The organism is Dethiothermospora halolimnae (assembly GCF_037577855.1).
GTDB classification, from domain to species: domain Bacteria; phylum Bacillota; class Clostridia; order Tissierellales; family VENL01; genus Dethiothermospora; species Dethiothermospora halolimnae.
The window spans coordinates 1-25,168 of sequence record NZ_JBAKFX010000025.1 but is presented as its reverse complement, the minus strand read 5'-3'; the positions used below and the strand labels follow the sequence as shown (position 1 = coordinate 25,168).

Below are 25,168 nucleotides of genomic sequence, written 5' to 3'. Positions count from 1 at the left end.
GTCAATAGCTTTTTTAAATAATAAAAAAGGTATAGGTTCATCGTCCTCTATTTGCTAATAAAATTAGAAATGCCCAAGGAACAGAGTACAATCTATCCCTTGGGCAGTGCCAAAGTTTAATGTGAAAAATATTTTCATTTACTTTTTCAATAAAACTAAATCTTTTCCATCGAAGCAATAAAATCCATCTTCTGTGGAAATAACCCTTTTAGTATCAAAATTATTTACCGAATCTACCTCTGTTAACTCTCCCCCATTTCCTACTTTAAATAATTTCATAGCTCCATTTCCTTGGTATCTAAATAATATTAGGTATCCTTCTTTATCTCTAATAAACTCCATGGATTCACTACCATCTAATCTATTGTTTTTATTCTCTATATCAATGGTTTTATCTATCTGGGCCTTAAGAGTATCATCTTTAATTTCATATCGTATAAAGATAATTTTAGGATCTATAACACCTCTAGAAATTTCCTCTTTATATCCCTTATATATTACAACCTCATTTTCACCATTTTGCAAAATTTTAATATCCCTCATAATCTCATCACTAATTTTAGTATACATTAGGTTATCATTATTCACATAGGCAAGATATGTACCATCGCCCTCTTTAAAAACAAAGAGGAATCTTTTTTCCCCTAAACTTATTCCCCTGTTTATTTCTGAACTTGTTTCATTAATATTTTTGTAGAATTCACTGGTATCTAGAGCTTTACTTGATTTATTAAAGATTTCTATAGTCCACTGGTTTTTATTTTCATCAAATCTTTGCAAAAGAATGTTTTCTTTGTTTTCCCCTATCATCTGATATCCACTAGATGTAAGTTTATAACTTTTTAATCCAGTAAGATCTATAAGTCTATCAATTCCCTTTCCCATATTTTTTTGAGCTAATAGATAATCTCCTTTGTCACTTATAGTTAATAAATCTTCCTTTGCTATATATTCATATCCAATATTCACCTCTTTCGATAGACTGTTATCCCTGTCATAGTATATATATTCTATATATTCATCATTAGGTTTTGTATAAAAAATCGGACTTTCACCAATAGCCTTTATATTTTCTTCATTAGTATCTCCATCTATATAAACATCCATCTTAGGCCCAAAGCTACATCCACCTATAAATAGGGTAAGGCCAAATAAAATCATTCCTAGACTTAAATATCTTCTCATTGCTTCAATACCTCCTTATAAAATCCCATGGTATCATTAGCCTTTAGGGTCTTCTTAAGTTTTATAATTCCTATAAATACCAGCATTCCGACAGCCAATATAAAATCTACCAGAATATATATATATAAATACTCTGTTAATAAATCAAACTGTAAAAAGCTCCTAAATAAATAGAAGGAAACATATGTAATTACAACCGTACTAATGAAGGTTAATATACCATGGATAAATAACTCAACTATAAACATCTTCATGATTTCTTTCTCATCTACACCAAACATATCAAATAGGGCAAAATCCCTCTTCCTTAACTCTAATATTTGATTTAGGTTAGATAACACACTAAAAACACTTATTAAAAATAATATAGCTATTATTAAAGCACTTACAGCTACTATAATCACAGCAAAACTAGGTAAACTTCCAGTTTCGTCCAATGTATACCTAACCTTTAAGTCCTTATCTTCTTCCCTTATTATGTTTGCCACTTCCTCTAATTTATCCACTTCAGGTACTATTACTATAAACCTGCTAAAATAAGGATCTCCCGTCCTTGTCATTCCCCTAGCTATTTTTTCAGCAGAATTATATTCTATTAGGGATATATTATTCCTAAATATGTTATTTTCATCAAAATCTAAAAAACCATAAAATGTTCTCTCTAAAAAATACTCTTCCCCTTCCCAGGAATCACCTTGTTTAACATACTTATAATCTTTAATGTAAACCTTATCTCCTTTTTTTAAATCTTTAAACTCCTTTTTATCAGATAAAGACCTATTTATAAAAATAAAGTCCTCTTCTACATCAATATCATCTACATTAAAATATTGTAATGCCTTAGTTTCAACACCTAATATATTTGTCATGTCTATATTATTTTTCCCTTTATCATATAACTTTACTGGATGGGAAAAATCAAAAAATGAGCTTTCAACCCCTTCAATACTATTTACTTTATCCCTTAGTTTAAGGGATATATCCATAGGAGCATCCTCATTATATACTTCCATAAAATATAGGTCACTGTTGTTAACTATTCCCCTTTTAAAATTATCATTTACCGATAGTATTATTCCCAGTATAAGATTCATTACTAAAAGAAAAGATAGTAGAGACAGTATTATGCCAGTAAACTTCTTAAAATTTCTCTTAAAAAATAAAAAAGCAATTCTCATCTCTCTCCCTCCCCGGGAATCTTTTTAATATATCCATTTTTAATTTCATATATTCTATTTGCAATTTTATCGTAATAGTCATCATGGGATACAATAACTATACTTTTTCCAGCATTTTTAAGTTCCACTAAATATCCCTTTATTATATCCTTATTCTTATCATCTACATTTGCTGAGGGTTCATCTGCAAACACAATAGTGGAATCTGTTAAAAAGGTTCTTACTATTGCTACTCTTTGCCGTTCCCCTCCCGATAAGAGTTTAACATATGTATCTCCCCTATCTTCCATCTGAAATTTTTGTAAGTATTCCTTTATCCTACCTTTTCTATCTTCCTTTGTTGTTTTTGTAGTAAGGGATAATACGACATCTAAATTTTCTTTAACTGTTAAGTTCTCAAATAGATTAAATTCTTGAAAAATAAATCCCATTTCCCTTTTTCTAATACCCTTTTTTTCCTTGATAGTTAGGCTATCGATATTTTTTCCTTTCCAAAAAATCTCCCCACAGTCTTTAGCTTCTAAAAAAGCTAATATATTTAATAATGTTGATTTCCCAGCTCCAGAACTCCCCTTTATTAATATCATATCTCCTAAATTAACCTTTAGGCTTATATCATTAAGAACTTTTTTATCTCCATATCTTTTAGAAATATTCCTTAGTTCTAAAATAGTATTAGTCACCATCATCCCTCCTATCATTTAATATTAACAAAGATTCAATTTCTAAACCCTGTTGAGTTCCATATAAACTTACGGAACGGAATCTCCCATCTATAAAATAGCCGTTTTTCACCCTATATCTATTTAGCTTTTCTTTTATAATCTGGACCATCCCAGCATTTACTTTAATATTTAAGTTTTCATGGGCCCTCAAATACATCTTCAGTATGGTGATTTCTAATTCCCCTTTATAATCAGTTATCATTTTATTATATTTTTTTATATCCCCATGGGATATATCTTCTCCACTAAGTAAATCAATATTAAGCTTCATCATATTTATAAATAACTCTTCTCCGGGATTTTCACAATTTAGATCTCCATTGTTAAAATAAGCATAAAATTTATCCTTTAATTTGCTTTTATTTCTACTGTTATCTAAAATTTGAAATAACATATAATTCTCATATATATTTTTTTTAGTAATCTTTAGACTATTAATATCACCTATGTATTTATCTTTAGTTTTTTCTATAATTTTATCTAATCTTTCACTTTTCAAATATTTCTTTAGCTTATATCCATAGTAAAGTTCCTGTTTGCTCAATGTCCTTGAGCCATACATTTTAATAATATCTTCTAGATAATTCATTTTATTTTTTTCTATCCTTTTAAAATCCATGCTATTTAATTGGTTTACTCTTAGATACAAATACATATTCCTAAAGGTGGGAATTAAGCTGACCGGTTTAGGATATATATACCCCTTATCTCTAGGCATATTAAGTACCCATTCTTTTAAGTCACTGTCCCATAAATCTAATGTATTGATCAAATCATAGACCTTACTTTTTACAAAGGTTTGATGATCATTTCTTCCTATCAACATAAGTTTCATTTCTTCAACAATTTCTTTTAACTTTTTATTTTCCCCTAAATCATTTGAGAATATGTTTACCCCTTTATTTAGTATGACTATATCTTTAATACTTATATTACCATTTATTTTATATTTTTCAATCATATTATTAAGTGTTTTTTTACATTCTCCTTCTAACTCATTATTATCTAACCCTAAATAATTAAATGACTTTAATAAATTAAACCTAATCATCCTTTGCTCCGATGGCGGATATTTGTCGTAGTTAATATTTGTTATCTTTTCAATTTCTCCCTTTATGTTATCTTCTATATTTTTTTCCACATTTAAATAAAGGATTTTGTTTAATATCTCTAGATATGTAACAATTTTTTCTGGATGACTTTCCATGTACTCTAAAACCATATCCACATCTTGATTTATATCCCCAGCTAAATTTAGTACCAAATCACTTTCCCCTATATTAAACTCGTCTAAATAACTTTGATAAGAATGCAGCAAATCATACTTCCTATATAATCCCATGTCATCATTTTGATTTCCAAGCTCAAGTATTTCTTTTTGAAGTAATTTTTTAAGATTGTTCCTATTAATATTTTTTTCATCTATTAAACCCAACCTATTCATCATCTTTAAATTAACCAGTGTATTTTCTAATGATGGCAAATGGCTATACTCCATAATTTCAAAACTAGTATTATTTAAAAATTTAGAGAAATACTTATCTATATCTTCTTGGTTTTCCAACTTGACATCACTGACTTTTAAGTATGTCTCTTGGTTAAATTGATTTATAAAAATAATTAATGATAATAATACTATTCCCAGCAATAAAAATGTAAATTTTTTTCTCATAATTATCTACTCCCAATATAATACTTTTTATAAATATCCTTTCCATTCTTTAAAATTAACAGTTATATCATAAAGATATATAAAGTAAAATTCCCTAATTTCTTAGAGAATTTTACTAAAGTTATTCCAAGTGAACCCTAAACCTTTAAATTATTATATTACAGTTTTATCCTTATACCCTAGCAGTTGTTGAAAATGGTACTCCCGCTGCAAATCCTGAAGCCGTATTTTCACAACCTACGTATACAGTAAGTCCATTAGCTCCAACTCTGCCTCTATACCATGCTGTAGAAGCTCCGTTAGAATTTTTCCAGTATCCACCACTAGTTGATGTATATCCTGAACCAGAAATGGAACCAGATCCAGCTTTAAAGTTAATCGATGCAGATATTCCTATAGCATAAAAATCCCACTCTGTTTTTATCCAACTTGGTCTTGGATGACTAGAGCTGCTATAGTCTGCAGTAACCTGAAATTGTCCAGTTCCATCGGAATCTGCAAAACTTTGAATCCATACATCCGATCTTATTGTACCGTTTAGTTGTGGTATGTTATCTGTTCTACTATCTGAACGTGCAAATGATGCTTGTCCAAACATTCCAAAACAAAGTAAAAATACTAACCCTACTACTAAAAACCTCTTCATTACAACTCCCCCTCTTTTTATTATAATTCAACTATAGGTTCACTTAAGAATAACTTTAGTGAAATTATATCACATAGTATGTTAATTTACAATGGATATATTTTATTTTTATAAATATTTTTCATTTTTAAGTTATTTATATTCACTGGAGTGGGTTTCTAGTTTCTATAACCTTGGCTAACTCATTTATGCTCTCTGTAAGTTTACTAAGTTTACCTTCTATTCTTACCAGCAAATAAATAGAAACGGCTATGGGAAACCCTAGGTTTGCAACATGAGTATATATTTCCTCCATTTTTATACACACCCCCTTTGCCGAAGTTTTGCTTTGGAATTGTTAATTTTAAATTGGGATGATTTTCTTCGTTACCAGTAGATTCTAAACCTCCCATTTTTTACCTTCCCCAGTTTTATTGGTTGGGGGATTACAAATCCCCCAACAACAAATTTTAAATTATAAATTAGGCTGGTTCGTAGTTTTTGGTTGTTAGTTATTTTTATTCTTTAAATCAATTTACCTTCGGTCCATTCCCGCCACTTTCAATTCTCAACTCTCCTCTTTTAAAAATAAAAACGGCCAAAGGGGCCGCTTTTATTTTAAACCGTTAATTCTTCTACAGCTGTTGTTACTATTCTAGCTTTATATATGCCTACTAAATTTCCCCCTGATGAGTTAAAAATGTTTTTTGCTATTATATCATTCATAGCAGTTTGAACCTCTGCATCGGTTATGTCATCTCTAGGGTTATCTATTGAAATGGTTGTCCTTTTATCAGCTTCATTTTTAAAGGTCATCTCTAATCTTTTATCAGCCATACGTTCACCTCCTTATATCAGAATCTTTAGATAATTTAAGCCTCTGCTAATTCCACTTCGTTGACTCTAGTCACAGACATCAATGGTAGATTTTGAAGTCCTGTTAATGATGTTGCCACTCCATAGATATCATCATCGGTGGTCTCTGGTTTAATCTTTGAATACGTCTTTGACTTTAATATCTGTTTTCCCTTGTCATCTAATCCCCCATCAAATCTGATCCTAAGTTTTGAATCCTTATTAGTTATATCCAATGCCATCTGTATCACCTCCTTTCATTACTTATATATCTCCAGAGGTGATTTTTTACTATAATAAATTTGCCTTTATTTTTTCAATGGCATATACTTTAGTATTTACAACAGTTCTATAGGATACATTAAGTCTTTTACAGATTTCTTTTAGGGAAATCCCTTTTATATAATAGAGTAAAATCACTGTTTTTTGCCTATCTGTCAAATTCGATATATTGTCCCACAAAGTTTTAATATCATGATCCATAACAACTGAATCTTCTAGGGAATAATCATCAGCTATGGTATCAATTATTTCTATTTCATCTCCTATTGGCTTATTTATCGATACTTGATTATACTTTTTCTCATGCTTGTCCAAGTAATGGTACATTAACATGGTTTTTACATACCCTAGAAAATATGCATTTTTAGATTTATTATAATCCCTTATACATCTAAGAACTACTTCATACCCCTCTTGTATAAGATCATCATATAAAGTAGCTTTATTATAGTATCTTTTTATGGAACTTAATATTAAGGGTTTTAATTTTAGTGCAAGTTTCTCTTTAGCTTTTCTATCTCCCCTTTGACTTTGAGCTAATAAAGAATTTATCTCTTTATACATAACCTAACCTCCAAATTTCAGGGCCCTATTTATTACCGGTAATGTAATAATAGCTCTTTGGAGGTTTTTTGTTAATTTGGGAGTTTTAGTTTTTTAAGTAGTGAGTTTATGGGTTGGGAGATTACGAATCCCCCAACAACATAGATTTTGCCATCATCAGTGGCAATTTCATTTCTGATTCTTTCCCCGCCTTTTCTTACGGCGGGGGGACTGAATATATTCAGCCCCTACATAATTAAAGTTTACGACCCTAAGGAGTAAAATAACCTTATCTATTCTTCATTCTCTATTCTTTATTCTTTAATTTGTATTTCTTCTTTATTAAAATCTCTCTAAGAGTTTTCTAGTTTTCTTCTTTTCAATATTTCAAATCTAATATTAGGATCCTTTACTTTATTTGTAGCATTTTCTATTAGATATTCATCCTCACCATTAATTAATATTATTATATTATTAAAATTCTTTTTAAGTAAACTAACTGTATACTCAATATCATCCAAATCCTCAACCAATATCTTAATTTCCGACATTTCATATGCTTTGCCTTTAGTATATATATCTTTATATAGATTTTTAAAAAACTCTATAACCCCATATATAAAGAATACATACACCACCCCTGTAAAAATGAATAATAACATTATACCCCATCCTTTTTTTGTATTGTATAGGGTTAAACTATCTATGGTATATAATATGACTCATAAAAATAAATGTGACCTTAGACTTAAGTCTAAGGTCACATTTATTTTTAAAGAATAGATAATAGAGAATAAAGAATAAATATGGTTATTTTACTCCTTACAGTCGCAAAATCCGTTATAAAAAAAAACAAAGTGGCTTGAGGCCACTTTGCTCCTTATCTATTCTTTATTCTCTATTCTTTATTCTTTAATTTCAAGCCCTTCTTTTCTCAAAATCTCTGCTTTATCCGTCTTTTCCCAAGGTAAATCAAGCTCGTCTCTACCAAAGTGTCCATAGGCAGCCACTTGCTTATAAATAGGTCTTCTTAAGTCTAAATCCTTTATTATAGCAGCAGGTCTTAGGTCAAAGTGCTTATTAACTAACTCTTCTATCTTAGACTCTTCTATTTTATTTGTGCCAAATGTATCAACTAAAACTGAAACCGGTTTAGCTACACCTATTGCATATGCAAGTTGTAGTTCACATTTATCTGCAAGTCCCGCAGCAACTATGTTTTTAGCCACATATCTAGCTGCATAGGCCGCTGATCTATCAACCTTTGTTGGATCCTTTCCTGAGAAAGCTCCACCTCCGTGTTTTGCATAGCCACCATAGGTATCAACTATTATTTTTCTTCCTGTCAATCCTGCATCCCCTTGGGGACCACCTATTACAAATCTTCCAGTTGGATTTATATAGTACTTTGTATCATCGTCTAATAATTCAGCTGGTATAATTTCTGTTACAACATGCTCTATTAAATCTTTCTCTATAGTTTCCAAATCAACATTGGGACTATGTTGTGTTGACATAACCACGGTATCAACCCTAACCGGTTTATCATCATGGTATTCAACTGTAACCTGGGTCTTACCATCGGGTCTTAGATATTGTAACTTTCCATTTTTCCTTACCTCTGATAATCTTCTTGCTAATTTATGGGCCAATGATATTGGAAGGGGCATAAGTTCATCTGTCTCATTACATGCATATCCAAACATTATACCTTGATCTCCTGCTCCCGTTAAATTTCTTTCATCTTCTTCTTTATTCTTATGCTCTAAAGCCTCATCAACTCCCATGGCAATATCTGAAGATTGTTCATCTATTGCCGTAAGAACTGCACAAGTTTCACTATCAAATCCATATTTTCCTCTAGTATATCCTATTCCTTCAATAGTCTTTCTAACAACCTTTGGTATATCAACATAACAATCAGTAGTAATCTCCCCAGAAACTAATACAAGTCCCGTTGTAACCGACGTCTCACAAGCCACCCTTGCATTTGGGTCTTTTTCAAATATTGCATCAAGTATAGAGTCTGAAACCTGGTCGCACATTTTATCTGGATGACCTTCTGTAACTGACTCCGATGTAAATAGCCATTTTCTCATTTCTTTTCCTCCTTTATTTTTATGGTTGGAGGGTCACGAATCCCCCAACAACAAGGGATTATCCATCCCTTAACTCAATGGAATTAAAAATCTTTAATAGTATAATCCTTGTAGAGCCCTAATATATTGAGGCCCAACATAGAGATTAAACCTCCCTATTATATTACATAATAAAAAAACCCTTCTAAAAAGAAGAGGTCGTTTTCACGAGTCACCTCATCTTCCAGAATCTCCATTCTGCGGGATTTAGCACCGTATAGCTTAGCCATTGGTTGCCGGGTTTCATAGGGCCCTTTCCCTCCACCGCTCTTGATAAGGCATCAAGATTTTTATTCAGTTTCTTTATATTAATATGATGATACCATATTGGTGAAATAGTGTCAATATTTTTTGTTATTGTGGAAATAAATTTTTATTCTGTTCCCCCTGCCTCTTCATAGGACAGGGGGACTGAATATATTCAGTCCCTACATTTTTTTTCTTCTTTCTTCTTTACACTTTCTTCTTTAATTACACCTCTGCAAATAAGTATTTAGCAAGCCATGTTGCCTGGGTTGTTACTAATACCATTATAATTCCTGATGTTAATATTCCTAATAATATAGCAGGAAAAGCATGCTTAAACTTTATATTAAACAGGGTTGCTGCTAAACACCCGGTCCATGCCCCTGTAGTCGGTAATGGTATGGCAACTAAAAGATATAAACCTACTATACTATATTTTTTTACCTTATCACTTCTCTTTAATGTTCTTTTCTTAATCCATGTTATTATTCCTCCAAAGGCTCCCGTTTCCCCAAAGAAATCAAACAATGGTTTTAATAATTTAAGTAAAAAAGGAACAGGTATAGTATTACCAATCACCCCTAGTATTAAACTATATAAAGGACTAAAACCAAGTACAGTAATAGCTGCTGGTATCGCCCCTCTTAATTCAGAAATAGGTGCTGCAGAAAGAAGTAATATAAATAATTCTTCCTTAAAAATTGTAATTATGCCCCCCATAATAACCTCCAATATATTCGCTTATCTCCATTACACATACATTATATATTATTATGGAAGGTAATAAAACATTCTGTTTTATTTTAACACCCTTCTTACGGTGGCATATAATAAACTTGAACTTGAAGTATTTACATTAACATTAGCATTTAAGGGCTTTGATTTGACCTAGATTAGGAAGTTATGTGATAACATTAACTTTAAATTAAGCTTGCATATTTAACATCAATGCCACCGTGGTAACAGTAAGTACTAATAATAAAGTAAGATAATAAGATCTCTTTTTCATTTATATCACTCCTATAATAAAGTTATTTTAGTAATATTATTTATTGTTATAGAAAATTTATGTATTAATATGGGATTTATTTTTATAGGTTGGGGGATTACGAATCCCCCAACAACAGGGTTAATAAGCCACAACAACAAGATGTAACGGAGAATGAATTCTCTGCTACTTCTCCAAGGATATTTTATGGCCGTCCCCCGGACAGGGCATGCCCTGTCCCTACGTTTTTATATTTCTTCTTTCTTCTTTGCCCTTTCTTCTTTAATTAAAAAGTACTATTCCCCTTTTTAAAAGCATAGTCATATCATATATAAGGGGGAATTACCTTGAAAACAAAAAAAATGGAATTAAAATATGACGATAATAATAGCACTTCTATACTTGGTGAATATATACACCCTTATTTCCATAACGAAATAGTAGTGGTTTGTATAGGAACCGATAAATGTATCGGAGACTGTTTAGGTCCCCTAGTAGGTACCATGCTTAAAAATAAAAAGTTCCCTTTTCATATATATGGAACATTAAAAAACCCTATTCATGCTATAAATATAAAGGAAAGAATAGATTATATAAAAAAGAAACATCCCTTTGGCTTTATAATAGCCATAGATGCTTGCTTAGGAGAAAAAAATGATGTGGGAAAAATTCAGATAAGAAACAAACCAATATATCCCGGAAAAGGAGTGGGAAAGAAACTCCCTTCCATTGGAGATATATCTATAATAGGGATAGTGGATATATCCCAAGGTTTCACTGGATTTAGTCTTCATAATGTACGATTATCATTGATTATGGATATGGCAGAGGTTATTGCCGATAGTTTAGTATATGCTTATAAAAAATAGGCTGGGGGATTACGAATCCCCCAGCAACTAACAAGTCGGGATTAATGAACCCTTAGCAACTAACAAGTCGGGGTTAATGAACCCTTAGCAACTAGCAAGACGGAGTTAATAAACACCTGACAACTGACAAAACAGTCACTAATACTATACCAAACAACTAAGTGATTATAATGGAGGGGAAGGAATTCCTTCCCCTCCATTATAATCAAGAGTTACCTCCTATATCCAAGTATGTATAGGGATGCAATATATTGAATTCCTTGGGTCTTGTTCTACAAAACCTACAGTTTCGATAGCTACATAAAGTGCTTACCTAATAAATCCATTATCTCAATAATAAACTTACTTATATCTGCTTTAGTTACATAATCATTCGGTCTAAAAAATCCATCTTTTCCAGTCATAATATTATTAGCACTAACAAAGTTTATAGCCTCTTTATATGCTTCCGATAACTCATCTATATCCTTATACTCTATATCTTCTTTAGGTTTTAATTTACTTTCTACTACCCTTAATAAATTTCTAGCCATAAATGCTGCATCTTTTCTATATAACTTTGCTTTAGGTCTAAAGGTACCATCTTCATAGCCCCCCATGACCCTCATGTCACTTACAGCTTTAACCGATTCCATGGCAGATTTTGATATTTTATTTTTATCTTTATATTTAAGCTTATATTCATTGCCATTTAACCTGAACCCTTTAGTTATAAATACTGCTACCTCTTCCCTGGTTAATTCTTTTTTAGGCTCAAATTTAGATTTTCCATTCCCTAATATTATTCCTCGCTCGTTAAGCTTTAGTATATAGTCCTTAGCCCAAGACCCGGATATATCAGTAAAGGGATACTTAGACCCAGTTTTAGATATCCAGTTTCCAGTTACCCATCCTTGCCTATCTCCATCTATTTCTTTAACCTTGTATCTATAATATCCCCCTTCTAACCTAGGTTCAGATATTACCTCTAACATGGTTTCATCTTTAAGACTCCCTATCGTATTTCCCCTAGGGGCATCCCTAAGACTTAAACTAGCGCTAATAACATCCACTTTCACTAAGTCTCCCTTATGATACATTTCTATATTAGCATTATGGGCAGGACTTGGGGTATCAAAGTGGGTGCTCCTGCTTGGTCTTCCACTTCTAGGAAGTAACTTAGGGTCTATTTCTGTTATATCTTGTCCATATTCTTCCTCTGCTATCATGTAGATAAGCTGTGGATATGTATACTTTTTGCTGGTTGCATTGGGATTGTTTCTTGCTAGCCAGCCATTATATGCCCATATGGCAAAATACCAGTTTTCCAATACATTTGGATCCATATTACCTATGCTTGGTAGCCTATGAACTGCATCATCCCATTTTTTTAGCAATACTTCAGCCCCTGCTTCTATATTATAGTCCACATCGTTCTTTAATTTATCAGTATCAAACCAACCATAGGCATTATATATCTGCATAAGGCCTATACTGCCACTGGGACCTGTAAAAACACTTCCGTCTGAGTTGTATTGCTGATAGATACTTTCTACCCTAGCTATTGACTTAAGTAATACACTAGGAACTCCTTTTCTTCTTGCAATATCTTCTATCTTCTCTTCTAACACTTCCCTAGATGGATTTTTCCTTTTAGTTTTTGCAAAGGATATTGGTGATATAATAGTCGTCACTAAACAAATAATTAACAAGTATGACGATAGTTTTCTAAACATAATTTAATCCTCCTAAATTTCAACATTTTAAATGTATTGTTTTTTATTATGTTTATTTTATAATAAAATTAATTATTTGTAAAAAAAATATATTATTTTTATCTCTTCTTTCTTCTTTACCCATTCTTCTTTAACAAAAAAGGGACCATCATCCCAGTCCCTAAATCAAACCTATTTATATTTATAATTACCCCAACGATAAACAATAACTAATCCTACTATAAATGTAATTATAGAAAATACATCTATATCGCTGGGAAACAAAAGCCTAGATGAACCTATTATCAAACCTGAAAATAGAAACAACACTTGGGATTGATACTTTTGAAAAAGGGTTTTAAATATTTTTGCAAGGACTATAACCCCTACAACCGCCCCTATTACAAATACAATTAAATAATTTAATTGAACTCCCTTTATAACATTAAGCATATCTTCATACATTCCTAAAATAATCAGTACTGCACTTCCTGAAACTCCAGGGATCATCATGGTTCCACTGGCAATAAATCCAGCTATAAATAATTGGCCAAAGGATAAACTTTCCGATGTTATCATAGTAGGGAGAACTGTTAGTGTAAAGGATATAACAGCACCTAAAATAAGTAATATTATATTCACCTTAGAAAATCCCTTTGTTCTCTTTAGCATAAAGGGAACCGACATTAAAAGACATCCTAGTATAAATGCAGATGTTGGACTTTCATAAAAGTCGAAAAGATAGGATATTATAAAACTCCCTGACATAATTCCAAATAAAGCTCCAAATCCCATACTAATATAGGGAGTAATATGAAGCTTTAACAAGTCACTTAAAAGCTTTTCATATATACCAAAAATAACTAGGATTGTACCTCCGCTTACCCCAGGAATAATAAATCCCATTCCGAGTATTATCCCCTTAATAAATAATAATATTTGCTCTTTACTATTGATAGCCAATCTATTAAAAAGATTTTTCATAGTCTTATCTCTCCCCTTAAGTCCCTTTATAAAAACAAACTATAATAATCTACTTTTATCTTCTCCGTCTATGGTATTATAGATATTATATAATGTAAAGAACAAATATAACAACACTACAAAACAAGGAGTATATATATAACTCAAGAGTATTATAACGAAGTACCAGAACATTTGGATAAAGCGCTGAAATATCTTAAAAATAATAAAGACATAACAAGTAACTTCGACTGATGTGGAAGTTACTTGTCATAGGTAATGATTCTATTTATCTATAATCCCAAACATTAGTGTTCCTTTACATGCTACTTCTTCCCCTACATAGGCTATTGCCGTTGCTTTTCCTATGCCTCTTCGCATGGATATAAGCTCTACTTCCATTTTTAGTGTATCCCCTGGCCTTACTTGTTTTTTGAATCTTATTTTATCTATGCCTGTGAATACTGCTAGCTTGTCTTTATTTTCTTCAAGAGTCATGACAGCTACGGCACCTACCTGTGCCATGGCTTCTACTATTAGAACACCGGGCATTAATGGGTTACCTGGAAAGTGTCCTTGGAAGAAGGGCTCATTCATAGTTACGTTTTTGATGCCTATTGCCTTTTTTCCTTTTTCTAGTTCTGTTATTTTGTCCACCAGTAAAAATGGGTATCGGTGGGGGATTATGTTCATTATTTCTGTTGTGTTTAACATTTTGATTCCTCCCTTTTGCCGAAGCGAGGGCTTCGGAATTGTTAATTTTTAATTGTTAATTGTTAATTATTTGTGGGGCCTGAGTTTTTGCCTTGGAACCATGCTTCGGAATTTTAAATTGTAAATTTTAAATTATAAATTGGTGGGATTATATAGTTTTTGGTCGCTAATTACTCTTTGTTTTTTATTAATTTTATTTTTGGTCCATTTCCCGCCACTTTCAGGGCGGGGGAGGCTTGAATATATTCAAGCCTACAGATGAAACCTCCGAATGAATTCGGAGCTACTTTGTTACTGCAAAGGTAATCCTCGAATGAATTCGAGGCTACTTTTTTTGTTAAGGTGGGATTGAGAATCCACTATTTTTTAACCTTTCTAGGTTTATGGGGTGGAGGATTACGAATCCCCCAACAACAAAAATGGGTGGGAGTCCCTTAATGATGAAGGGATTAGGCATTTCCTAATGATGAAAGGGATTGGAATCCCCACAATAACTAAAAGGATCGGAAGTCCACTAATAGTAGGAGAGATTAAAAATCTCTTTTATCATTATAGCAATCTACAATTCCTCAGCATGGCCAAATGTAATATTAAAACAAACTTATTACTTTGGTTTGTGGTTCTTTTTTGTGTGTTTTGCCCGATAATATGCTTAATACTTTATATCCTAGTTTTGTTAGTTTTATTATTTTTATGTCTTTTCCAGTTTTATCGTATCTATTGCCGCTATTATATTTTACATCAACTAACCCTAAAAAATCAAAGTATCTTATTATTCTGGAATTAAAGGCTATGGATAGATCCATGGCTCCTACTTTTCCTAGGGAGTATATGATATCTAAGGGATCTTTTATTTTTCCCTTGGGTTCGTAGTTTATTTTTAGTTTGTCAAACTCATACCATTTATCTATGGCTAGGTTTGATAGCATCTCTGCATAGGCTTTTCTATTTTCTTGTTCAAATTTTATTATTATAGGGGGCTTTTTAAGTAAATCTGCCCAGTTTAGTTTGTTCCATATGTGGTCTATGAATAAAGTGTATTTTTCTGAAAAAGATAACTGTTTATAGTTATTAAAGTTTTTCGATTCTATTATGTATTCTTCTTTGATAGTTATTATATTGTTGTCAATGGAAAATTGGTAGAATAGTTGGAGATATGGATTGTCTATTTGATTTTGAGTTTTTCCATTATCCCTTATGTTTCTCATTATACTGTTTAGTTCCTTTAAATGGGTTCTTGATATATGTTTATTGGTTTCTGTTGCTTTTATGTTGTTATTTTCTATGTAATTTATGTATTTATCATAGTCTTCTATTAGTGGATTGTTACTTATTTGGTCTTTTATAATGTTATGTATGTTTTTGTTTATGTCTAGATTGGTTATTTTAGTTTTTTCCTTATCTAGAAATTCGTCGTTTAGCCACTGTTCTATTGTTAGTTCATCTTTAAATTTCATTGATTTAAATGTGTCGTATTTTTTTCTAAAATAGTCTCTGTCATCTAACCATGTTAATAGTTTTTTGTTTTCTTGATATTCCATTATTCCTTCATAACCTAGGTAATGGACAAATTTTCTTAGGGTGGTTAGCATTGAGTTAAGTTGTTGTTTTGATGTTATTATTGATTCTATTAATGATAGCTCTATGAAATTTTTGATATTTGCTTTTGTTAATGTATACATAGTTGTGTCTGTGTAGCCCATTATGGTGTTGGCAAAGAGTATTAGGTTGTCTCTGTATCTGTTTCTTGTTTTTTCTGAGGTATGGGTTTCAAAAAATAGAAATTCGATGAATCTTGATATTTCATAGGATACCTGTTCTTCCCGTTCTTTTTTTGATTTGGTCATGATGGTTTCTCTCCTTTTTTATTTAGGTTTTATTATGAGTATTGACAAGTTTCATGGGATTTAAAACCCTTTTTAGAGGGCAGGTGACCTTCCAATGAATTGGAAGCTACTTTTTAGCAGGGAGGGTTGGTGATTTGTGGTTTTTTTGTTTTTTCTGGGTTTATTGGTCGGGGGATTACGAATCCCCCAACAACAGAACAACAGGAGGCTTTTTAGTGGAGGGTTATAGAGAATCTTTGAATGGATTGGAAGCTACTTTTTTGAGAGGGTGTTTGAGGATTTGTGTTTTTTTGTCTTTTCTGGGTTTATTGGTTGGGGGATTGCGAATCCCCCAACAACGATAGGGATTATAATCCGCCCCAACAACGACAAGGATTGAAAATCCCCGAAAACGAAGGGGAATTTTCAATCCTTTAGCAACGAAGGGATTATTGGAATACCTTCCCAATAAAGGGATTGGAAGTTTCTTGGCAATAAAGAGATTGGAAGTTCCTTGGCAAATAAGGAATTGGAAGTCCTTTGAGTGGAAAGTTGGACGATGAAAAGGACAGGGTAAACCCTGTCTATAGGGTACATTATATAAATTTTGTTAATAATAATAATATAACTGGAATAGTCCCTATGCTTAAGAGGGTGGTTAGAAATACTCCTTGGGATGCTAGTCTGTAGTCAGATTCAAATTTTCTTGAAAATATTGCTGCATTTGCGGCAGCAGGCATTGCGTTTACTATTACTATTACACCTATTACTATTTCTGGTAGATTAAATAGTGATAGAACAAATATTAGTGATATTGGTATTATAAATAGTCTTATAGCTGTTATTATAAATAGTCTATAATTTTTAAATATGTCACTAAACTTGGCATCGGCAAGTAGTGAACCTACCAGTATCATTGCTAATGGTGTTGTGGTGCTTCCTAGAGATTTTAGGGACGTATATAGTAAGTTTGGTAGTTTTATTGAGAATATAAATAGACTAAATCCTATTATTACAGACACTATTCCTGGGTTTATTAAGGATCTTAAGCTTATCTTTTTATCTTCTTGATTTACAAATGAGACTCCCACAGTCCATATCATTATGTTAAATAATAGATTAAATATTGCTCCGTAGAATATTCCTATTTCTCCATATATGGAGTTTAGTATGGGGTATCCCATAAATCCTGTGTTGGAAAATAGTACAAGGAATTTGTATACTCCTCTTTGGGGTTCTTCTGTATGGAATGCTTTAGTAAATATTTTTGATATTATTATCATATAGATATAGGTTATTATTCCTATGATAAGTATAAGGATGCTGTTATCAAACATTTCTTTTGAGAACTTGTAGTTCATTGATGTTATTATAAGGGCTGGTAATGTTACGTTTATTAGTAGATTTGATAGGCCCTTGTTAAATTCGTCTGTTAGTATTTTTAGTTTTTTAATTATGAAACCTACTATTAGTAGGATAAATAGTACCATTGCTTGGTTTAGTACTTCGGTGAATTGCATTAGTTTCACTCCCTCTGCCGAAGCGATGCTTCGGAATTTTAAATTGTAGATTTTAAATTATAAATTAGGGTGTTTCGGTGGTTTTTGGTTGTTAGTTGTTTTTTTGTTTTTTATTGGTTTTGTTTTCGGTCCGTTCCCCGCCACTTAACAGGGCGGATGGCCTGGGCATGCCCAGACCCTACGTTTGCCGAAGGGATGCTTTAGAATCCCACAGTTTTTGATCTTCCTAAATTTATGGGTTGGGGGATTACGAATCCCCCAACAACAAGTCCGTAGCTTCGACTTTAATCGAAGGTTTCTTTATCTATTCTTTGCCTCTACAAGTCTGTAGCTTCGACTTCAGTCGAAGGTTTCCTTATCTGTTCTTTATTCTATATTATCTATTCTTTGCTTTTAACTTTCTTCTTTAACACTAACTCTCCACTCTCCATTCTCAATTCTCCACTTTAAATTCTCCTTTCTCCTCCGTATTTAAAGTGAACATATAAATAAGGCACAAAATACTGTGCCTTATTTATTATACCCAACACCTTTAAATTGTTCATAAAGGATTTTTGCTAGACCTATTCCGTTATCGTTTTTGCTTATGTTCTTTGACATTTCATCATAGTACATATCTTCGAAGATTTCCCTTCCTCTGCTTTTTTCCGTTAGGCCACCTTTAGGTATTGTGTTTCTCATCTCTTTAAGCATCATGTTTGTAAATATTGACTCAAAGTCTTTACAGACTTCCATTAACTCTTTGTCGTTTTTTATACTGTCTGATGATTTTTGTAGGTTTTTTAGTTTATTGTTTTCAGATTTTATTTTACTGTTATTTATAGTATTTATAGTGTTAATATTATTTATACCATCCATTTTAACACCCCATTATATTATCTCTTTAGATTATTAGCTTGTTGCATCATTTCATCGGTTGTTTGTATTGATTTTGAGTTTATTTCATAGGCTCTTTGAGCTGTTATCATTTTTACCATTTCTTCTACTATCTGAACATTTGAGCTTTCTAGGTATCCTTGAAGCACTTTACTCTTCATTTGATCTGCTTCAACAAATATAGGTTCCCCAGTGGCTTCTGTTGTTTTATATAGGTTGGATCCGTCGCTTAATAGCCCTTGAGGATTTGGAAAATCGATTATGGCAAGTCTTCCCAGTTCTTCTATCTCACCATCTTCATTTCTTGCTGTTACATTTCCCAACTGGTCAACGTTTAAGTCCGTCATACCCTCTTCAACGGTTATAACATCTTCGTCCTCTGTTAATATATAGTATCCCTCTGATGTTGTTAATATTCTTTCTCCATCATCTACACTTAATTTAAAGCTTCCATCCCTTGTAAACCTGATTTCCTCATTGGGTGTAGCTACAGCAAAGAAGCCTCCACCGTCTATGGCTACATCAAGGGGGTTTTGGGTTTCAACTGGGCTGCCGTTGGCAAAGTCCTTTGTTGTTGCCACTGGCATAACACCGTGACCTACTTCTAGATTTACTGGCCTACCTTGATTATCATTAAGGTTTGTTCTTTTTATTGTAGAGTATAAAAGGTCTTTAAACTCTACTCTTTGTTTTTTATACGAAGTAGTATTAACATTTGCAAGATTGTTTGAAATAGTATCTATATTAAGCTGCTGACCCCTCATTCCAGAGGCTGCAGTCCAAAGTGATCTATTCATTTATATTACCTCCTTTTTATACTCTAGCTATTTCCGATACTGCTTTACCTAACATGTCGTCCTTGGCTTTAATGACCTTTTGTCCTGCTTCATAGTTTCTTAAAACAGATATCATTTTTACCATCTCTTTTATATTGTTTACATTAGAGCCCTCAATATATCCACTTAATACTTCACCATTAAAGGGGACTTCCTCTCCATTTATGGTTTGTCCATTTCCATCTTCTAACATTTTATAAAGATTATCTCCCTGTTTTCTTAGATACTCCTTATTTTCTACATCCACAACATCTATAGTATCAATTACTGCATTGTCAACTATTATATCCCCATTTTCTTCTATTGAAAATTGATTATTTCCTAGTACTATAGGACCATCTTGTCCTAATATATTTAATCCATTTGATGTTACTAATTCTCCATTATTATTTAGTTTAAAGTTTCCATCCCTAGTATACATTGTTTCGTCCTCTACTTGTACCTTAAAAAATCCCTGTCCCTTTAGAGCTAAATCTAAAGTATTATTGGTTTCTATAAAGTTACCCTGGGTAAAGTTAGTTCTAAGTCGGTCTAACCTAACTCCATTTCCCATGGTTCCTATTACATTGGGATTAGCAAATGTTACTATGTTGTCTATAGTTTGACCGTTTGACATTATATTTCCTTCTCTATCTATTTCAATGTCTCCATCTTCTACTCTTATAGGACCATTTTTTCCCAATACCACATTTTCTCCATCGGTTTTTATATTTCCATTTTCATTTCTATAGTATGTTTTTAAATATCCACTTTCATCCACGACAAAGTTTAACTCTTTACTATGATCTATTCCTGCTGGAGTTTCTACCCTAAAGTATCCTGTTTCTAGGGATACTTTATATACATCTCCCTCTTGATTTACTTCTACTCCCTGAAAGTCCTTGATTGGAGCCGTATGGCTTTTATCGTTTATTTTAGAAAGTAATACATTGGGAAATGATTCTGATATTACCACATCTTTTTTATAGCCAGTGGTATTACCGTTGGCTAGGTTATTGGATATGGCATCCATTCTTCTTCTATTTGATATAAGGGATGTTGCAGATATATATAGACCTCTATCCATTTAGAAAACTCCTTTCCAGTGTTTTTGCCAGTTGGGGATTTCCCAACAACCGGGAGAATGAATTCCCCCTCTACACTATTTAATGGTAACCTTCAAAGGAATTCGGAGCTACCTTTGTAAAGTTTTTAATTAGATTTTTGATTTTTTTTAAGTTGTATTGTGAAATTTAAAATTATGTTATAAATCCTAATTTAACTCTAGTGTAATTATCGGCATATTTTTTTGATTCTTTAGATTTTATATATATTTTTTAGTTTTTGGGTTGGGGGATTACGAATCCCCCAACAACGGAGGTAAGAGAATCCATTGATATAATGGGGGCAGTCCCACAATATTTAGAGAATCAACCATATATTTTTTTGACTCTTTAGATTTTATATTTTTTTAGTTTTTGGGTTGGGGGATTACGAATCCCCCAACAACGGAGGTAAGAGAATCCATTGATATAATGGGGGTGGTCCCACAATATTTAGAGAATCAACCACATATTTTTTGATTCTTTAGATTTTATATTTTTTTTAGTTTTTGGGTTGGGGGATTACGAATCCCCCAACAACAGAGGTATGAGAATCCATTGATATAATGGGGGCAGTCCCACAATATTTAGAGAATCAACCATATATTTTTTTGATTCTTTAGATTTTATATTTTTTTTAGTTTTTGGGTTGGGGAATTACGAATCCCCCAACAACAGAGGTATGAGAATCCATTGATATAATGGGGGCAGTCCCACAATATTTAGAGAATCAACCATATATTTTTTTGATTCTTTAGATTTTATATTTTTTTTTAGTTTTTGGGTTGGGGGATCGAATCCCCCAACAACAGAGTGAGGAAAGTTTTCCGACACAACGGTGCAATCCCACAACGACTAAGTGAGTAAACTCCCGGACAACGAAAAACCGGGGAACGAATTCCCCGCTATACTTTAGAATGAGATTTTATAAATTAGTAGTGAACAGAGCATCACTATCCCTACAGATAGCTCTCCACTATGTTTTTTATATTTCTTCTTTCTTCTTTACACTTTCTTCTTTAATCTAGTCGTATCTTCTTTTTTTATCGTCATCGGAAAGCATGGTGCTTTCTAGTACATCTATTGATTTTAGTGCTTGTCCAGTACCTTTAGCGACGCAGGAAACTGCATCTTCTGCTATCATTACTGGTATACCTGTTCTTTTAGCTATAAGAGTGTCTAGCCCATGGAGTAATGAACCTCCTCCAGTCATATATATACCCTTATCCCCAATATCCGCTGCCAGTTCCGGCGGGGTCTTTTCTATCACAGAATGAACTGCTTCTGCTATGGCTGCTATGGGTTCTTCTAAAGCTTCTAACATTTCTGATGAACTAATTTTTATATTTTTAGGAAGTCCAGTTACTAAGTTTCTTCCCTTTATGTCCATATATATATCCTTTTTCCTAGGATAGGCGGTGCCTATATTGATCTTTAAGTTTTCGGCACTTCTTTCCCCTATCATTACATTATGTTTTTTTCTAATATATCTCATTATCGCTTCATCAAACTTATCCCCTGCTACCTTTATGGATTTACTAACTACTATTGACCCAAGGGATATAACTGCCACATCTGTTGTACCTCCTCCAATATCTATAACCATGTTACCACTTGGTTCCGTTATATCTAAATCGGCTCCAATTGCAGCCGCAATAGGTTCCTCTATAAGGTAAGTTTTTTTAGCACCGGCTTGGTTACTTGCATCAATAACAGCCCTTCTTTCTACTTCTGTTACTCCGCTTGGTACACATACTATTATTCTAGGTTTAAACATCATTTTCCCTGATGCCTTAGCTATAAAATACTTTAGCATCCTCTCCGTTATATCAAAATCGGATATTACTCCATCCTTCAATGGCCTTATTGCTATTATATTTCCAGGAGTTCTTCCTAGCATACGTCTTGCTTCCTCGCCTACAGCTAGTATTTTATTGGTACTTTTATTGATGGCAACAACTGATGGTTCCTTTAGAACTATTCCCTTGTTTTTTAAGTAGACTAAAACACTTGCAGTTCCCAAATCTATCCCTATATCTGTTCTAAATGTAAACATTACCTCGACCTCACTTTCCTTTTATTCCCCTCTTTTATTTATACACTTTATTTATTTAGATACAATAGAGAATAAAGAATAAATATGGTTGGGGGATTGCGAATCCCCCAACAACTAGGCAACCTAGTCGACAATAACTAGGTATTCTGAACAACAATAAACTGAGTATTCTTAACAACAATAAACTAGACATTCTCAACAACAATAAACTGGATATTCTGACCACCAATAAAATCTGTAGCTTCGAATTCAGCCGAAGGTTACTTTATTTATTCTTTATTCTCCATTCTTTATTCTTTGTTTTTTTCCTACTTTCTTCTTTAATTAGAACTATTCTATAAACTCTGTTAAAATCCTTCAAAAAGTAACATATAAAAATAAAAATATTATCCTTTAAAGGATAATATTTTTATTTTTATATGTTTTTATTGATGTTTTGTTTTTTAATCCATAATTTTGTTAACTGACAATATGGATTTTTAGTATCGGTATTCTATTTAAGAGTAGTAAATCTACTTAAGTGCTTTGTATTTTAATTTTGTAGCTTTGCCACCCCTAATATGTCTTTCGGCTTTATTAGTTTCAAGTACATCTTTAACTCTTCTTGCTACAAGAGGGTTTATTTTAGGTAGCCGTTCCGTTACATCTTTATGTACTGTACTCTTACTCACTCCGAAAATTTCGGCCGTTTGTCTTACGGTTGCTTTTCTATTTATTATATAATCTGCAATTTCTAATGCCCGTTCTTCTATATAATCTTTCACATATCTAACCCCCTTTTGTGATATTTTACTCTAGTATTAAAAATCTTTTATTAAATATTTATGCGATTATCAACTTTATTAGAACACTTTATGATAATGTTTTGGACTTTAATTTGGTTGGGGGGATTACGAATCCCCCAACAACAAAAGGGATTACGAATCCCCCAACAACAAAATGGATTATGAATCACTCAACAACAAAATGGATTATGAATTCTTAAATAATAAAATGTGTTGTGTTGTTAGTCCTCGTCCAAGGACAGGTATAGAATATATTCAATACCTACATTATTTTTTTATTGCGTGTCGGGAAGATATTTTTTTGGATCTACTTTTTCTCCATTTTCTAAAACCTCAAAATGTAAGTGGGGTCCATCGGCTAATTCTATGCCTTTACTTTTGCCTATACCACTTATAGCATCTCCACTATTTACCCTTTGCCCCACTTCTACCATATCCATGGTAGAAACATTTGCATATACAGTCTCTAGTCCATTTTCATGGTCTATGACTATAACTATTCCATATAGTGGGTCCTTTCTTTTCTCTGAAACTATTCCATCTAGTGCTGCTCTAACAACACTGCCTTCTCTCCCCTTGATATCTATACCTTTATGGGCTGACCACTGTTCCAGTGTTTTTGAGTATACTAAGTTATCAATAGTATACTCCTTAGAAACTTTTCCTATTAAAGGCATTATCATATTGGCCTTTATGTTAGTCTTTATTTCTTTTTTAGTATTCACATTTGTGCTTGCCTCTTTAGATTTAGAGTTTGTCTTTTGTTCTTTATTAGCTTTTGCAATTTCTTCTTTTGTTGCTTTGTTATTATTTTTATTATCTTTAGTTTCTTTCATCTCTTCTTTTGTTTCTTTTATTTTAGTTTTGTTTATCTTATCTCCCTTATCCTGTTTTTTATTATTATCCGATAAAGGAGCTTCAGGCTCGATATTGTTTTGGAACTCATCTACATATTCATCATGGCCTTTTACAATATTACTATCTTCGTTTTTTCCTACTAACTCAATACCAGATTTATTATTATCTGATATTTTGTCTACATTGTTTTTAGACACCCATACTGCAGTGGTTCCTACTATACAAACACAAATAAATAAAATTATATAAAATCCATCTTTGTCTCCTATTTTTCGTACAGCATGCTTTAAATTCGATTTTAGCTTAGTCCACTTTTTTTCTTTGTTTTTGTTATTTTTATTATCATTATTGTTATTATTATTGAACTCGTCCATATGTACACCCCCGTGTTTTTTATATCTTATTAGTATTATCACCAATTTTTTATTTTTAATACGGGAGAATTTTAAAAAACAGAGAATAGATAATAGAGAATAAAGAATAGATATGGTTATTTTACTCCCTACGGTCATAAAACTTGATTATAATAGAGTAGGAGGTAGATAATTAATTTATCTACCGGCCTCTCACACCACCGTACGTACCGTTCGGTATACGGCGGTTCACTAAGACAATCTGAATTTTTCATACTGTGAAGATAAACTTGTAAAGC

The 25,168-nt window shown here is 32.3% G+C and carries 24 protein-coding genes and 1 riboswitch; of the genes, 1 reads left to right on the top strand and 23 read right to left on the bottom strand.

Annotated elements, in window-relative coordinates; translation table 11 throughout:
* Positions 1 to 138 precede the first annotated feature (138 nt).
* From V6137_RS11165 to V6137_RS11110, 12 genes are all read right to left on the bottom strand, one after another.
* A complete protein-coding gene (locus tag V6137_RS11165; protein WP_425448016.1) occupies positions 139 to 1,185 on the bottom strand; it encodes a hypothetical protein in 1,047 nt (348 codons plus the stop codon).
* Positions 1,182 to 2,363: an FtsX-like permease family protein gene (locus V6137_RS11160; RefSeq protein WP_425448015.1), complete on the bottom strand. Its 1,182-nt coding sequence runs from the start codon at positions 2,361 to 2,363 to the stop codon at positions 1,182 to 1,184. Before V6137_RS11160 ends, V6137_RS11165 begins: the two co-directional genes overlap by 4 nt.
* A complete protein-coding gene (locus tag V6137_RS11155; RefSeq protein ID WP_425448014.1) occupies positions 2,360 to 3,046 on the bottom strand; it encodes an ABC transporter ATP-binding protein in 687 nt (228 codons plus the stop codon). Before V6137_RS11155 ends, V6137_RS11160 begins: the two co-directional genes overlap by 4 nt.
* On the bottom strand, positions 3,039 to 4,760 hold the full coding sequence (locus tag V6137_RS11150) for a hypothetical protein (RefSeq protein ID WP_425448013.1): 1,722 nt from the start codon (positions 4,758 to 4,760) through the stop codon (positions 3,039 to 3,041). The genes V6137_RS11155 and V6137_RS11150 overlap by 8 nt, the downstream gene beginning before the upstream one ends.
* A 172-nt stretch (positions 4,761 to 4,932) precedes the next feature.
* Positions 4,933 to 5,406 (bottom strand): hypothetical protein, encoded by a 474-nt coding sequence (locus tag V6137_RS11145; RefSeq protein WP_425448012.1) that lies wholly within the window; start codon positions 5,404 to 5,406, stop codon positions 4,933 to 4,935.
* A 142-nt stretch (positions 5,407 to 5,548) separates the two neighbouring features.
* Positions 5,549 to 5,701, bottom strand: a complete 153-nt coding sequence (locus V6137_RS11140; RefSeq protein ID WP_425448011.1) for a YvrJ family protein — start codon at positions 5,699 to 5,701, stop codon at positions 5,549 to 5,551.
* Positions 5,702 to 6,003: 302 nt separating this feature from the next.
* Positions 6,004 to 6,222 carry a DUF2922 domain-containing protein gene (locus tag V6137_RS11135; RefSeq protein ID WP_425448010.1) on the bottom strand — a complete coding sequence of 73 codons (219 nt, stop codon included), beginning with the start codon at positions 6,220 to 6,222 and terminating at the stop codon, positions 6,004 to 6,006.
* Between the two features lie 35 nt (positions 6,223 to 6,257).
* On the bottom strand, positions 6,258 to 6,482 hold the full coding sequence (locus V6137_RS11130; protein WP_425448009.1) for a DUF1659 domain-containing protein: 225 nt from the start codon (positions 6,480 to 6,482) through the stop codon (positions 6,258 to 6,260).
* Between the two features lie 49 nt (positions 6,483 to 6,531).
* Positions 6,532 to 7,086: a sigma-70 family RNA polymerase sigma factor gene (locus V6137_RS11125; RefSeq protein ID WP_425448008.1), complete on the bottom strand. Its 555-nt coding sequence runs from the start codon at positions 7,084 to 7,086 to the stop codon at positions 6,532 to 6,534.
* Between the two features lie 332 nt (positions 7,087 to 7,418).
* On the bottom strand, positions 7,419 to 7,727 hold the full coding sequence (locus V6137_RS11120) for a hypothetical protein (protein WP_425448007.1): 309 nt from the start codon (positions 7,725 to 7,727) through the stop codon (positions 7,419 to 7,421).
* Between the two features lie 243 nt (positions 7,728 to 7,970).
* The gene (metK, locus tag V6137_RS11115; protein ID WP_425448006.1) at positions 7,971 to 9,164 is read right to left on the bottom strand and encodes a methionine adenosyltransferase; all 1,194 of its coding nucleotides are present in this window, start codon (positions 9,162 to 9,164) and stop codon (positions 7,971 to 7,973) included.
* Between the two features lie 213 nt (positions 9,165 to 9,377).
* Positions 9,378 to 9,483, bottom strand: a riboswitch (SAM riboswitch).
* Positions 9,484 to 9,674: 191 nt separating this feature from the next.
* The gene (locus V6137_RS11110; protein ID WP_425448005.1) at positions 9,675 to 10,169 is read right to left on the bottom strand and encodes a COG2426 family protein; all 495 of its coding nucleotides are present in this window, start codon (positions 10,167 to 10,169) and stop codon (positions 9,675 to 9,677) included.
* A 615-nt stretch (positions 10,170 to 10,784) separates the two neighbouring features.
* Here V6137_RS11110 and yyaC point away from each other — a divergent pair.
* Positions 10,785 to 11,306, top strand: coding sequence for a spore protease YyaC (yyaC, locus tag V6137_RS11105; protein WP_425448004.1), 522 nt, complete (start codon positions 10,785 to 10,787; stop codon positions 11,304 to 11,306).
* A 296-nt stretch (positions 11,307 to 11,602) separates the two neighbouring features.
* On the opposite strand, the gene V6137_RS11100 is transcribed toward yyaC, so the two are convergent.
* From V6137_RS11100 to V6137_RS11050, 11 genes are all read right to left on the bottom strand, one after another.
* Entirely contained in the window at positions 11,603 to 13,021 is a 1,419-nt protein-coding gene (locus V6137_RS11100) for an S-layer homology domain-containing protein (protein WP_425448003.1), read from the bottom strand.
* 171 nt (positions 13,022 to 13,192) lie between these two features.
* Positions 13,193 to 13,984 carry a DUF368 domain-containing protein gene (locus V6137_RS11095; protein WP_425448002.1) on the bottom strand — a complete coding sequence of 264 codons (792 nt, stop codon included), beginning with the start codon at positions 13,982 to 13,984 and terminating at the stop codon, positions 13,193 to 13,195.
* Between the two features lie 264 nt (positions 13,985 to 14,248).
* Complete coding sequence (fabZ, locus tag V6137_RS11090) at positions 14,249 to 14,677, bottom strand: 3-hydroxyacyl-ACP dehydratase FabZ (protein WP_425448001.1); 429 nt, start codon at positions 14,675 to 14,677, stop codon at positions 14,249 to 14,251.
* Positions 14,678 to 15,267: 590 nt separating this feature from the next.
* Complete coding sequence (locus V6137_RS11085; protein ID WP_425448000.1) at positions 15,268 to 16,524, bottom strand: site-specific integrase; 1,257 nt, start codon at positions 16,522 to 16,524, stop codon at positions 15,268 to 15,270.
* A gap of 575 nt (positions 16,525 to 17,099) precedes the next feature.
* The gene (locus V6137_RS11080; protein ID WP_425447999.1) at positions 17,100 to 18,023 is read right to left on the bottom strand and encodes an AEC family transporter; all 924 of its coding nucleotides are present in this window, start codon (positions 18,021 to 18,023) and stop codon (positions 17,100 to 17,102) included.
* A 510-nt stretch (positions 18,024 to 18,533) separates the two neighbouring features.
* Entirely contained in the window at positions 18,534 to 18,881 is a 348-nt protein-coding gene (locus V6137_RS11075) for a rod-binding protein (protein WP_425447998.1), read from the bottom strand.
* A gap of 17 nt (positions 18,882 to 18,898) precedes the next feature.
* Complete coding sequence (gene flgG / locus V6137_RS11070; protein WP_425447997.1) at positions 18,899 to 19,696, bottom strand: flagellar basal-body rod protein FlgG; 798 nt, start codon at positions 19,694 to 19,696, stop codon at positions 18,899 to 18,901.
* Between the two features lie 16 nt (positions 19,697 to 19,712).
* Complete coding sequence (locus V6137_RS11065) at positions 19,713 to 20,801, bottom strand: flagellar hook-basal body protein (protein ID WP_425447996.1); 1,089 nt, start codon at positions 20,799 to 20,801, stop codon at positions 19,713 to 19,715.
* A gap of 1,040 nt (positions 20,802 to 21,841) precedes the next feature.
* Entirely contained in the window at positions 21,842 to 22,873 is a 1,032-nt protein-coding gene (gene mreB / locus V6137_RS11060) for a rod shape-determining protein (protein WP_425447995.1), read from the bottom strand.
* A gap of 512 nt (positions 22,874 to 23,385) precedes the next feature.
* The gene (gene spoIIID / locus V6137_RS11055; RefSeq protein ID WP_425447994.1) at positions 23,386 to 23,637 is read right to left on the bottom strand and encodes a sporulation transcriptional regulator SpoIIID; all 252 of its coding nucleotides are present in this window, start codon (positions 23,635 to 23,637) and stop codon (positions 23,386 to 23,388) included.
* Positions 23,638 to 23,933: 296 nt separating this feature from the next.
* Positions 23,934 to 24,890 (bottom strand): peptidoglycan DD-metalloendopeptidase family protein, encoded by a 957-nt coding sequence (locus V6137_RS11050; protein ID WP_425447993.1) that lies wholly within the window; start codon positions 24,888 to 24,890, stop codon positions 23,934 to 23,936.
* Positions 24,891 to 25,168 lie beyond the last annotated feature (278 nt).